The 12,269-nt window shown below is 71.6% G+C and carries 11 protein-coding genes; 7 read left to right on the top strand and 4 right to left on the bottom strand.

Annotated elements, in window-relative coordinates:
• Nucleotides 1-78 precede the first annotated feature (78 nt).
• Nucleotides 79-1,239 (bottom strand): pyridoxal-dependent decarboxylase, encoded by a 1,161-nt coding sequence (locus ACGFZN_RS36045; protein ID WP_393862682.1) that lies wholly within the window; start codon nt 1,237-1,239, stop codon nt 79-81.
• A 423-nt stretch (nt 1,240-1,662) separates the two neighbouring features.
• Here ACGFZN_RS36045 and ACGFZN_RS36040 point away from each other — a divergent pair, with 423 nt between their 5' ends.
• Entirely contained in the window at nt 1,663-2,019 is a 357-nt protein-coding gene (locus ACGFZN_RS36040) for an SH3 domain-containing protein (protein ID WP_393862681.1), read from the top strand.
• 426 nt (nt 2,020-2,445) lie between these two features.
• Here the strand turns inward: ACGFZN_RS36040 and ACGFZN_RS36035 are convergent, their stop codons facing one another.
• The gene (locus ACGFZN_RS36035) at nt 2,446-2,889 is read right to left on the bottom strand and encodes a thioredoxin family protein (RefSeq protein ID WP_393862680.1); all 444 of its coding nucleotides are present in this window, start codon (nt 2,887-2,889) and stop codon (nt 2,446-2,448) included.
• A 653-nt stretch (nt 2,890-3,542) separates the two neighbouring features.
• Between ACGFZN_RS36035 and ACGFZN_RS36030 the strand changes: the two genes are divergently transcribed.
• From ACGFZN_RS36030 to ACGFZN_RS36020, 3 genes are all read left to right on the top strand, one after another.
• A complete protein-coding gene (locus ACGFZN_RS36030; protein WP_393862679.1) occupies nt 3,543-5,138 on the top strand; it encodes an ISL3 family transposase in 1,596 nt (531 codons plus the stop codon).
• Between the two features lie 463 nt (nt 5,139-5,601).
• A complete protein-coding gene (locus ACGFZN_RS36025; RefSeq protein ID WP_393862678.1) occupies nt 5,602-6,780 on the top strand; it encodes an MFS transporter in 1,179 nt (392 codons plus the stop codon).
• A 166-nt stretch (nt 6,781-6,946) separates the two neighbouring features.
• Nucleotides 6,947-7,318 (top strand): SH3 domain-containing protein, encoded by a 372-nt coding sequence (locus tag ACGFZN_RS36020; RefSeq protein ID WP_393862677.1) that lies wholly within the window; start codon nt 6,947-6,949, stop codon nt 7,316-7,318.
• A gap of 256 nt (nt 7,319-7,574) precedes the next feature.
• Here the strand turns inward: ACGFZN_RS36020 and ACGFZN_RS36015 are convergent, their stop codons facing one another.
• Complete coding sequence (locus ACGFZN_RS36015; RefSeq protein WP_393862676.1) at nt 7,575-7,805, bottom strand: hypothetical protein; 231 nt, start codon at nt 7,803-7,805, stop codon at nt 7,575-7,577.
• 160 nt (nt 7,806-7,965) lie between these two features.
• On the opposite strand from ACGFZN_RS36015, the gene ACGFZN_RS36010 reads away from it, so the two are divergent.
• Nucleotides 7,966-8,466, top strand: a complete 501-nt coding sequence (locus ACGFZN_RS36010; RefSeq protein ID WP_393862675.1) for an NUDIX hydrolase — start codon at nt 7,966-7,968, stop codon at nt 8,464-8,466.
• A gap of 238 nt (nt 8,467-8,704) precedes the next feature.
• On the opposite strand, the gene ACGFZN_RS36005 is transcribed toward ACGFZN_RS36010, so the two are convergent.
• Nucleotides 8,705-9,385: a hypothetical protein gene (locus ACGFZN_RS36005; protein ID WP_393862674.1), complete on the bottom strand. Its 681-nt coding sequence runs from the start codon at nt 9,383-9,385 to the stop codon at nt 8,705-8,707.
• Nucleotides 9,386-9,659: 274 nt separating this feature from the next.
• Between ACGFZN_RS36005 and ACGFZN_RS36000 the strand changes: the two genes are divergently transcribed.
• Together ACGFZN_RS36000 and ACGFZN_RS35995 are read left to right on the top strand one after the other, a co-directional pair.
• The gene (locus ACGFZN_RS36000) at nt 9,660-9,788 is read left to right on the top strand and encodes a hypothetical protein (protein WP_393862673.1); all 129 of its coding nucleotides are present in this window, start codon (nt 9,660-9,662) and stop codon (nt 9,786-9,788) included.
• 425 nt (nt 9,789-10,213) lie between these two features.
• The gene (locus ACGFZN_RS35995) at nt 10,214-12,127 is read left to right on the top strand and encodes a hypothetical protein (protein WP_393862672.1); all 1,914 of its coding nucleotides are present in this window, start codon (nt 10,214-10,216) and stop codon (nt 12,125-12,127) included.
• The last annotated feature ends 142 nt before the right edge of the window (nt 12,128-12,269 follow it).

The following is a 12,269-nucleotide window of genomic DNA, read 5'->3' as shown; positions in this document are numbered from 1 at the left end:
ATCGTGTCAAAGGGCACCGACAGCCCTGATCGAGCACTCCGGACTCGTCTTATCCGGCGGCCAAAGGTACGGCGCGGATCAGGCGACGTCCTTGCACGCTGCGTCGGCGAGATCGATGGCGAGCTCGTTGATCGCGGTGTAGGAGAGCGGGCCCATGGCGACGATCCCTGCCCGGGTTCCGGCGTGCGCCAGGCGCCACTTGTCGACGACCCAGGCGGGTGGCCGGTCGAAGGTGACGGCCAGGGAGCCGGGAACACGTTGCGGGCGGGCCCCGGCGCCCTCGAGCCGGTGGACGGCGTGGGCGGCGAGGTCCTGACAGCGGCCGATCATGGCGGCCACTCCGGCCCGCCCCAAGGACCGCAGCCGCGTCCACAGCAGCAGTGCCGGCAGCCCGCCGCCCGCCACCGCCGGGTCGCCCACCGTGATTCCTCCGCCGGCAGCAGATGCGTGCGAACGGCGCACCAGTGAGATCCCCGCGGGTACGGGCAGCCCGAGCAGGCCGTGCCCGGACAGCGTGATGGTGTGGGCGCCGTGCGCGAGCGACCACGGCGGCACCTGGTCGCTGTGCGCGGCCACCAGCCCGCCTGCGGCGGCGTCGACGTGGACGTGCACCCGGCCGGATCCGGCTGCCGCATGGCGCAGCTCGGCCACGTTGTCGATCGCGCCGTGCAGGGGAGTGCCGCAGGTGGCCACCACCACCGCGCCTACGCCGCGCCGCAGCCTTGTCTGCAGCCGCAAGTCCGCTGCATCCGTCGTGCCGTCCGGCCGTGACCGCACCCTCACCCGGTCCAGCCCCAGCAGCTGGCACGCACGCCACACCTCCGCGTGGGCTTGCTCTCCGACGTACACCGGGGCGGCGGGCAGCCGGCTGCGGGCCGTGGCCAGCCCATGCAGCAGCGCCTCGTACGGCGAGGACGCCACATGGCCGTGGACGTCGGCGGCCGGCACACCGGCCACGGCGGCGAAGTACTCGAGGACCGCCTCCTCATACGCCCGGGTGGCGACGTGGACAGCGTCGGGGGAGTAGGGGTCCGCGCGGTGGTCGGTGAACGCCGCGAGCAAGGGGGCGAGTTCGGCCGCCACCAGACGCAGGTGGTCGGGGAAGCCCAGGAACCGCCGCTCGTGATGGCACACGGAGCCGGTCAGCTCCTGCAGTCGAGCGGTGTCGGCCGCGGGCTGCGAGGGCTGGTCCCCGATGGCCAGGCCCTCACCGCAAGGCGGGGCGGAAAGCGGGCTCACGGCAGCGGCTCCCTCCCCGATCGCATCGGCCAGCAGGTGCCATGCCATCTACCCGCACGACCAAGCCCGTGTGGGCCGCCACGGCGTGCAGGGCCTCGCGGGGCGGGAAGAAGCGGCGCACGAGTGCGCCACGCCTCCCGCCGGACGGGAGCGCAGCGCACGGGCCGCTGTTCCTCACCACCCGGCGGAAGCCCTGAGCGTGCCCGGGCCGTATGCCGGTATGCCGGCCGGTGCCGTCGTGGAGTGTCCCGCCCCTTCCCGCCCGGTGGAACAGACGGCCAGGTCGCTGGTTTGGGGCTTGGGAGGCGGCAGCACGCGGCGCCGTGCCGGCGGCGGCCCGGCACGCAGCATCGGCTGACCTCACAAGCGCGGGGCCGGGACCTCGCCCCGCCCCCGCCACTCACCCGTCGAAAGGCTTTCGTGATGAACCGCCGTCTCGCCCTGCGCTCGATCGGCCCCGCCGCACTGGCGATGGCAGCCGCAGCCGCACTGACCGTGACCACCGCACCGGCCGCGCACGCCGTCGGTGAAAACCCCAAGTGCACCGTGAACTGGCCCAACTTCCAGGCCATGGTGAGCCGGAACGGATGGAACCTGCGCACCGGCCCGTCCACCTCCTACACCAGCCGCGGCTACCTCTTCCGCGGCGACAAGCTCACCGTGCTGTGCAGCCGCGGCAGCTGGGACTACGGCCAGCTCTCCCAGCGCTCGAAGTCCGGCATCCCCAAGGGAACCCGGGGCTGGGTGCGGGACGACGGTCTGGCCAGCCTGGGCGGCTGAGAGGCCGCGGGCCGGACGGCCGGACCACCGCTTGGCCCGGGATCGCCGGGCCCTTCGGCACTCGAGGCGGTCAAGCCCGCCTCGAGTGCGGTGCGGGAGCGGACCATCTGCCGCTTCGGCCGGGGCAGTGCCGGCACCACCAGCGCGCCGGTCAGCTGGCAGCTGCTGCGGCGGACCGGCGACGCCAGTGCTCCCGTGGCTTTGCTCATGAGCTTGAGCAGCGTTTATTCGCCAGTTTGGGAGGCACCGAAGCCGCAGCGGAATCGAACGTCGTCCTGCGGCGCATGCTCTGTCAGCCCTGGAAGCCATGCGGCCCCGCCGCTTGGGGGAGCGGCGGGGCCATGAGAAGGCGGTCTCCCTACGGGAGGAATCCTCCTGATCGATGCCGGTCGTCGAGTTCGGCGAGGGCCGGTGACAGGTGCGGGCTTAGGACGCGGCCAATCCCCGCACCAGCCGACGGAGCGCCTCCTCGTCGGCCCCCGTGAATGCGCCCACACGCTGAGCGTCCCGGAAGGCGATGAACGTGGGCATGCTGCCGATGTGGTTCTCGAAGGCCAGCTCGGCGTTGTCGTCGACGTCGATGGACAGGAACGTGACGGTCCCGTGCTGCGTCGAGAGGTACTCGAATTTGGGCTCCATGACCCGGCAAGGTGCGCACCAGTTTGCCGTGAACATTGCGATGACTCTCGGCTCCGAGCGGAGCAGCTCGTAGAACTGCTCGGCGCTGGTCACCTCGATCACCGCCCCCCTGGCACGTGCGGCGGGAGCTTCGGTGCCTGCCTGCTGCGTCGCCCCGGTCGTCGCTTCCTGGATCGCGGGGCGGGATGTGGCCGGTGACGCGCTGGCGTACGGGACGGCGGCGAGGGTCACGCCCAGGACGACGGCGGCGGTCCGGCACAGTCGGCGCCAGCGGGGCGGTGCCGGGCGGGGGGCGGGGGTGTGCGTGTTGGTGTTCACGTGGTCAACGCGTACCGGTTCACCTGGAACGACGTGGGGCGAACCGCGCTGCGCCACTCGGATGGACGGGCCGTGATTCGCCTCGACAGCCCAGAGCAGGGGGTGCGTTCTTGCGGCGCAAGCTGCAGCGTTCAGGACGGCACCTTGAGGAGGCCCCCGACACCGTCCGCGCCTGCCGGACGCCGGCTCGCACACGGAGTCGTACGAGCTGGATGAACAGGTCCATCAGCGAGTCGGTGATCTCCGTCTGTCGCGCATGGCACAGCAGCGGCCAGCAGGGTCAGCCGCCGTAGCGGCCGCCTGGCGGGAGTCTTTCGAGCCCAGGCGCACGACCTGATGCCGATCCCCCGCGCCCCTGTTCGTGGGAGCCTCCCGCAGCTCAGTGTTCGATTACTGAACGCCCTGAACTGCCTCCCGAATTGGTGAACATCTGCTGTTCGTTCTCGGGCTCTGGCCCACTTGTTGTGGCCGCGTACGTTGAGTGACTGTTGATCTTCTCGTGATGGTGGCTGAGGTCGCCTGAAAATCGCCCGGCCGGTGGACAGCGTGGCCGACAGTGCTGCGCCGTGGACGAAGTACGGTCGCAGCTCGCAGAGCTGCTGTTCTCCTCGGTGGAGGACGTGTTGGTGGAGTCGGTAAAGGTGACCGACATGGTCGTCCGGGTTGAGGCCCGGAGTGCGGTCCGGCAGTCGGCCTGCCCGGTGTGCGGGTTTCGGTCAGGGCGAGTACACGGTTCATATCTGCGGTTTCCCCGTGATCTGCCAGCGGCTGGGAAGTTCGTCGTGGTGGCGTTGAGAGTGCGGCGGTTCGTCTGCACGGAAGAGTCCTGTCCGCGCAGGACCTTCGTCGAGCAGGTGCCGGGGCTCACCCGCCGGTTCGGCCGGCGAACGGAACGGCTGCGATCGACACTCATCTCGGTCGGTCTCGCGCTCGCGGGCCGGGCTGGGGCCCAAATCGCGGACGCCTTCGGAACACCGGTCAGCCGCAACACCCTGCTGAGACTGATCACTTCGCTCCCGGAACCACCCGCCGTCACGCCTCGCGTGGTCGGTGTGGACGAGTACGCCCAGCGCAAAGGCCGAATCTACGGAACCGTGCTCGTCGACGTCGAAACACGCCGACCCATCGACCTCTTGCCGGACCGGGAGGCGGACACGCTCGCGGCCTGGCTGGCCGAGCGACCCGGCATCGAGATCATTTGCCGCGACCGGGCATCCTTCTTCGCGGACGGGGCCACCCGTGGTGCCCCGCAAGCACTCCAAGTGGCCGACCGGTGGCACCTCTGGCACAACCTGGGCGAAGCCGCCGAGAAGTGCGTCTACCGGCACCGCGGCTGCCTGCGCCCCATGCCTGCACCGCCGGACGAACCGCAGGAGAAAGCGGAGACGACGACGTCGTCGCCCTGGCCGACGGGCCACCGGTTCGCCGAACGAACCCGTGCCAAGCACGCGACCGTCCACGCGCTCCTGGCCGCCGGACACAGCAAGCGGTCCGTGGCCCGACAGCTCGGTATGGGCCTCAACACCATCATGCGTTTCTCCCGCGCCGCCACCCCGGAGGAACTGTTCACCGGCCAGTGGCAGAACCGCGCGACCAGGCTCGATGCCTTCAAGCCCTACCTCGACCAACGCTGGCAGGACGGTTGCACCAACGCCTGGAAGCTCTGGGAGGAGATCAGCGAGCAGGGCTACCCGGACGGCTACAGCAGCGTCCGCGACTACGTCAGGAGGACCCTGCGGGGCAGGCCCCAGCCCATCGGGCCCCGACCACCGTCAGCCCGCGCCGTCGCCCGGTGGATCCTCACCCATCCCGACGCCCTGGCCGAACACGACCGGCTACAGCTCAAGGTCGTCCTGGCCCACTGCCCTGACCTCACGACACTCGCCGAGCACGTGCGCTCCTTCGCCTGCATGGTCACTGAGCTGGAGGGCGACCGGCTGCCACAGTGGATCCAGTCCGCCCGAGCGACCACCGACCTGCCCAGCCTCAGTCGGTTCGCCCAGCACCTCGAACGCGACCTCGACGCGGTCATCGCCGGCCTCACGCAACCGTGGAACTCGGGGGTCGTCGAAGGCCATGTCAACCGGATCAAGATGCTCAAACGTCAGATGTTCGGCCGCGCAGGATTCGAACTCCTACGCAAGCGGGTCCTGTTGGCGTGACTGAGCGTTACGGCACCACAACAAGTGGGACAGAGCCCGTTCTCGTGAACAAAGCCACTCCCGGCGTCGCGGTGTTCCCCCTTGCTGGTCCGCCTGACACCGGGGCCGTGAGGCGGACCAGCAAGGGGGAAGGCCGCACCAGAGGCTGCATCCGGGGCTGCGGCGCCGACCGCTGCCGGGGAAGCGGCGTTGAGGCGTTGCTGGGCGGCCTGTTGGGCTGTGCCGTCAGCGGCCCTACCCCCTTGTGCCGCTACCACCACCGCCCGCACGGCGTGCATCCCCTTGACGAGACCGCCGTGCGGGCGGCCCACTCGCGCACCCCCCGACCGACCCCCCTCCCCCTTTTTGCAGAGGCAGGCAGGCGATGGCCCATGCCCCAGTCCGCGACGTTGCCCGCACCACCTGCGCGCCGGGCTCCGCACCCCGGCCGCCCACACACCCCCTTCCGGCCCGCCCCGCCCGGGTGCAGAACACTGCGCCCGGCTTCCGCGCGGTGCTGCGCCAGCGCTCCTGCAGCCGCCTGCTGATCGCGTCGGTGACCGGGCGGATGGCTTTGGGCATGGTGCCGGTCGCGCTGATCCTCACCGCGCAAAGGGATGGCCACAACCTGGCCACCGCCAGCGCGCTGGCCGCGCTGTACGGCCTGTGCCCGGCCGTCGGTCTGCCCCTGCTCGGAAGGCTCGCCGACCTGCGCGGCCTGCCCCTGCCCTGTTATGCGGGTGCGGCCCTGGTCACCACGGCGCTCGGCACGCTCGCTCTCGCGGGCACCTCGCACCTGCCGCTGGCCGTCGTGTGTGTGGTGCTGGCCGGAGCCGGGTGCCCGCCGCTGGAAGGCGCACTGCGATCGCTGTGGCCGACGGTGCTGCCCGATGACGCGTACGTGCGCACCGCCTACACCCTGGACTCCTCCACGCAGGAGATCGTCTACGTCGCCGGGCCCGCCCTCGCCATCGCCACCGCCACCACCCTGTCCCCGGCGGCGGCCCTCGCCCTGGCCGCCGCCCTCACCCTGGCAGGATCCCTCGCCTTCGCCACCGCCCGCCCCGCCCGCACCTGGCGCGCCGCGCCCCGCCAGCGGGACCGGCTGGGCGTGCTGCGCCCGCCCGCGATGCGCCCGCTGCTGATCGCGCTGGTCTTTCTCGGCAGCACGGTCGGTGCCCTCGACGTCGCCGCGATCGCGGTGGCGACACGACAAGGCGCCTCCTGGCTGGCGGGCGCACTGCCCGCCGCGTTCTCCGCGGCCGGGCTGATCGGCGGCGTGCTCTTCGCCCGCTTGAAGCCCACCACCGCCCCCGTGCGGCAGCATCTACTGCGGCTGGCGGCGGTGTTCACGGCCGGATGGCTCCCGCTGCTCGTCCCGCTCCCGGCCCCGGCCGTCCTCGCCCTGGCACTGCTGCCGGGCGCGATGTTCGTCCCCCTGCTGACCGTGGCCAGCCTGACCGTGACGAGGCTCGCCCCGCCGGGCACCTCCACTGAGGCGGTTGGCTGGATGTCCAGCGCGATGCGCCTGGGCGTGGCCGGCGGCACCGCCCTGGCCGGCCCGCTCGGCGGGCGCTTCACCCTGCCCCTGACGGCCGCCGCCGTGTGCACCCTGCTGCTGGCGCCCCGCACCGCACCCGCCTCCACCCCGGCCGCCGCGTGAAACAGGAGCGGGAGCGCAGGGCACATGACTGCCTGCTCCCATCTCCCGGGACGGCCCCTGTGATCACCGTGCCGGGCCGTGGCACACCTCGGCGGCATGACGTCCACGGGACCGGTGCGGCTTTCAGGCTCCCTGTCGGCATCACCACCGAAGCAGGGAGATTGCAGTGACACTCGCATCCGGACTGAGCCGACCCTTCACCGGGCGACGCCTGCGCGGCGCCGCCGTCGCCACCGCGGTCGTCGCCTCGTCCGTCCTCGGACTCACGGTCGCGGGCGCCGCGCCCGCGTCGGCGGTCACCTCCTCGGCTTGCACCCACCAGGTCCGGCTCGACACCCGGGTCACCGCCACCGTCAACTTTCGCACCGGCCCGGGCACCGGCTACACCAGCACGGGACTGCTCATGAAGGGCCAGGGCGTCTACTGGGCCTGCTACCGGGGCAACTGGGGCTACGTGAAGCCCTACTACGGCGCGCACAAGGGCCAGTACGGCTGGGTCAGCCGCGACTACATCGCCGTGCCGATGCAGACCGACTAACGACCAGCGTCGTCCGCCCCGCGAAGGCCCGCTCCTCGGCCTGCAGCCCGTATGCCGAGGCGCGGGCCCGTTGCGCTCTCAACAGCGCCCCGTCGGCGCCGACGGCTGTTCGGCATCTCCTGCCGGCCCGCTTGAACACCGCCAGAGCCGTCGCAGCCGCCTCTGTCGGCCACGTCGCATACAGCGGCGCACGGCTGTCCGCAGGGGTAGGGACACGGCAGGGCAGTGTCCATGGCTCCTGGGGGGCTGGAGGGGACTACCGCTTCAATCGCGCCTCGGCCTTGGCGCGGTACTTCTCGAACTTCTCCGGCCGGTAGCGCTGATGCCACAGCACGTTCAGCACCGACAGGCCCAGCAGGAGCAGGACACCGAGGGCCCAAGCAGCCGTCACCTGCCAACTGCGGTGCGCGACCACGTTCGACAGCACCGTGAAAGCAAGGAGACCGGCCGACATCCACGCTTGCCGTATCCACCATCTTCGAGACATGACCGCACCCTAAGCGGCCCCGCGGCGGCCAGCGATCAAGGAGACGCAAACCCTCACCCGCGCTGCAGGACACCAAGGCCCCAAGCAGCCGTCATGTCGAGTTCCCAGAGCGGCTCGCCGAGAAACGGCGTTGTCAGTGGGTTCTGCCAGGGTGTTCTGCGTGGATGAACTGGTGGAGCGTGTCGACTGTCGGGATCGTGTCCTGGGGGTGGTCACCCGTCGGCAGGCCGTCCGGGAGGGTTGGCTGCATCGAATCGCCTCGACGGTGTGTCGTGATGAGCGTGGCCGGATCCTCGTCCATCGGCGCTCGGAGCAGCTGTCGCGCTTCCCCGGGCTCTATGAGGTCATGGTCGGTGGCGCCGTGGATGTCGGCGAATCCTACGAGCAGGCCGCCGCGCGGGAGCTGGCCGAAGAGCTGGGCATCCGTGGCCTGCCGCGCTTGCTGTTCACGTTCATCAATCGCAGCGGCTTGAGCCCTCACTGGCTCGGCGTACATGAGAGCGTGGTTCCGGACGCTGTGATCCCCGATCCCGATGAGGTCGCCTGGCATGGCTGGCTGACCGAGCCGGAGCTTCACTCGGCCCTGTTGGAGTGGCGCTTCACGCCCGACAGCCACGAAGCCTTCAGCCGGTATCTCGTGTTCCGGGCTGCGCAGTCCTGATCTACGACGGATGGCTGCGCATCTTCGGCCGCCCGACCGCAGCCGCCCGCGGCGCCGTCATCCGGCAACAACTCCTCGAACTGCCCGCCCCGTCGTCGCGGACGCGCTCGGCTACCACGACAAGACCACCAGCCGTCTCCTCAGGGAGAGCGGCGGAACGTGGAGTCGGTACGCCGCAGACGACCCCCTACGGTCACCGTCCGGCTGGGCTCCCCAATGAGTCACCGACGGCTGAAGCTCATATCTCGTCTCGGGCCGGCTGCGGGTAGCCGATCTCGGCGAGATCCTCGGCCAGGTCTGCGAGGGTGACCTCGGCGTTCAGCGATGACACGAGCTTCTGGCTCAGCGGTCGCAAGGCATACACCTCGCGCACCGCTTCCAGGTCCACGGGAACCTCGTAGTAGTCCTCGGCGAAGCGCTGGAACGCCTCCGGCGAGCGGTCGACCAGGAGCCCGAACAGGCCCGTTGCCCCGTCGGGGTCGGACCACTCGGCGGGGAAGTCGATCACGCCGTGCCGCCACCGACCATCCGCCGCCTCCCGCCACAGGCAGGCCGTCACGACGGGGACGCCGTCTTCGTCGGTGAACGCCGGCTCTTCCACGAAGGGCTTGAAGACCTCCGGAACCTCGTCGATCACTCCCGGCCAGGGCTCGCCATCGTTGCCATACGGGCTCATCGGTGCTTCGTGGCCGAATCCACGGACGTAGGCCCCGGCCGCCGAGAACACGATGGAATATTCGTCCCCCGACCCGTTGCGCATCGACGCCATCTCCTCGCCGTCGGCCCAGCCGGCATTGAAGGAGTGATACCGGCCTTCCCAGTCCGGGCTCAAGATCGCGTCGAGCATCGCCAGTGAGCGGCACAGGTTCCGCAGGCCAGCGATGGAAGGGAGCCGACGAGCTACGTCATAGACAGTCACGTGCCCATCCAACCGGATGCCCCTGACAACCAGAGGCATCGGTGCTCGCCCCGGAAGCGACGACCCTGCCCTCTGCTGGACGGTTCGCTCGGCGGACCGGGCCGACGGCGTGGACGCGGATTTCTCCCGCATCCCAGACCGCTGCGCCAACTCGCCTCCCACCCCAAGGGATACGAGCATTTCGACCGTCTTTGTCCCTGGCCACCGGGGGTGGCTGCCTGCTGAGATCACCCCTGTCCGACCGATGCCCGACCCTTCCTTCGAGGAGCCTTCGATGAACCAGCGCCCGTCCGCCTCCCGCCCGGTCTGCGCCCTCCGCCCGTTCGCCGCCGCCCGGCCGTGCGCCCGCCCCGACGAGGACCTCGCCGCCCGCCCGTTCGCCTCCGCCGCGGCGCGTCCGTAGCGCCGACACCCTCTCCCGCCCATGCGCCCGCCCGGGGCCCCTCATCCCATCCCGGGCGGGCGCAGCCATGTCCACGACCCCCCACGGCGCCGCCCGACCCAGGGCGCTCAGACCTCTTCATGCACCAGGCCCCACCTCGCCGTCGCGGCACCTCGTCACCGCAACGGAGGGCACGCCCGGCCCCGGTGACCAACCACCGCACAAGACACACCCCCCGCGTGCCGTTCGCCTCCCGCCCGGCTGCGTGCCGCAAGGCCCGCCGCACGGGGACCGCCCTGCGGGCCGCCGGGGGCGGTGGTGTGTCCCGTGCTCCCGCCGGGCGGGAGCGGCCGCAGGCCACAGCCCCCGCGTGGCGGTGTGCCCGGCAGCCTGAACCCGTCAGCCACGTCCAACGGCAGATGCCGCCGGGATCAGGGAGTTGCCGCGTGCCCGACACCGACCGCCTCTACGCCCTGTCCAGCACCTACAACCATCCCTGGCTGTCCGATGTGGACGGGCCCGGGCTGCTGATCCACGACGCGGTCGTGGCCATGCGCTGGTACCTGACCCACGAGCGGGAGGAGAACCTCGCCGTTGCGGGGCAGGTCAGCGACGACGGCGGCGCCACCTGGCAGGCCCTCACCCCCGGCGAGCTGTACGCGGACGCCGAACGCGCCCTCACCGAGCAGGCACAGGCATCGGGGCAGGAGGGCCGGCGGGCCGCGGCGGTGCTGCGTGAGGCGATGGCGGCGGAGGCAGCCGACTGGCTGGACCATCGCATCCGCTACGTGCAGCCCGACGACCCGGTCCAGTACCGGCCCGCAACGCCCGGCCTGGCCGCCTGGCGGCGCGGCGGTGAGATATGGGCTCTGGCGCTGGACAGCGTTCCCGGGGAGCGGGTCCTCACCCACCTCGCCGGCCAGTACGCCGCTGCGCAGCCCGAAGGCCCCGAACGGCTGCGCACCGGCGCCCGGGACACCCTGCACGCCCTCGCTCTGGCCGACGACCCGGCCGACGCGGACGTGACGGCACTCCTTGGCGCCCTGCGCCTCTTCAACCGGCTCACCTTCGGCTTCGAGACCGGCCAGCTCAAGGCCCGGGCCGAGCAGGCACAGCACAAGATCCTCAGCCAGCTGATCACCCGCCACCCGAGGACCGCCGCGGTGGCCCGGACCCATCCCGACCCCCGGCACCCCGCGCAGCGGGCGGCCCGCGCCTACCTGCACCGTCTGTCCCTTCTCGGCCCGGAGGCAGAAGAGCGCCTGCTGGTGGACGCGGCCCACGACTTCACCGAGGCGCTCCAGGCCGCCGAAGCCGCCGACGTCGCCCGGCCACCGGCCACCGCAGCCGCGGATTCCGCAGTCCCGGATGCCGGCAGCGCCGAACCGGCGCCCGAGCCGATTCCCGGCTACCCCCGGCTACTGGAAGGGGATCTGCAGGCGGCCGCTGCGTGGCGTGTCATCTCTCCTGCGGCCCGGCGCGATGCCGACCGCGCGATGGCCCACGTGGTCAGCGCCGCCACCGCCCTGGCCGAGGCAAGTGCCGCAGCCGACCCCGAGCGGCCCGCCGGGCTCGAGGAGAGCCGGGCGATGCGCCTGCACACCGACCGGCACCAGGAGCTGGAGGAACTGACCGCCCAGCACGCGCTGCTGATGCACGCCCATGTCATGGCCGATGCCGAGACCGCCGCGGTGGCGGCCCGCCACGACGCCATCGTCGCCGCCGCACAAGCCAGCGAACAGATGCCGGCCCCGCGGACCAGCGCCGAGATCGTGGCCGGCCACGAGGCGTTCATGGCTAGTGTCAACGCCGCCGAGGACCGCATCGCCCACACCCTCGGTACCCAGCGACAGATCACCCGCGACGCCCTGCACCGGCTCTTCCCCCAGCACACCGGCCACAGCGGCGTGCACCACCTGCGCACCCAGCTGATCGACCGGGCCGGACTCGGCTTCGCCGCCTACAACGCCGCCTGGAACGCGATCGGCGACACCGCACGCACCCTGGAAAGCCTGGAAGCTGCCTACCGCAGCAACACGGTCGAATTCGGCCGCCCGCCCGTGACCGCCGAGCAGGTCGAACAGGCCCGCACCGCGGCCGAGGACGCCAGACCCTACTTCGGCGACCTCAAACGCAGCCGCGCGCTGACCCTGCGCGCGGTCAAGGCCCTGGACGGTGCGGCGGGCCTGGAGCCGTCCCCGTCCGACTCCATCGCCCAGCGCGCCGCCCGGATCACACAGCAATCCCTCAAGCGCGCACAGCAGCCCGAGACGGCGGCACACGGCCTACCGCCTGTCGACCGGCACCAGCAGGCCCACAGCCCCCAGACACAGCCCACGCCCGGGATCCGCCTGCCCTGATTGATCACAGGAGCGGGGGCGGGTAGGCGCCGCAGAGGCCCGCTGGGCGGAGCGCCCGGCACGGTTTCCTCCCGCCGTGGGGGAACTTCCGCGCCGCCCCGGCCACCGCGGGCCGAACCACCGGCAGGGTGAACTGCCGCGT

The organism is Streptomyces sp. NPDC048192 (assembly GCF_043202415.1).
Lineage (GTDB): Bacteria > Actinomycetota > Actinomycetes > Streptomycetales > Streptomycetaceae > Streptomyces.
The sequence above is the reverse complement of the archived record's forward strand: the minus strand, read 5'-3'. Positions and strand labels throughout refer to the sequence as shown.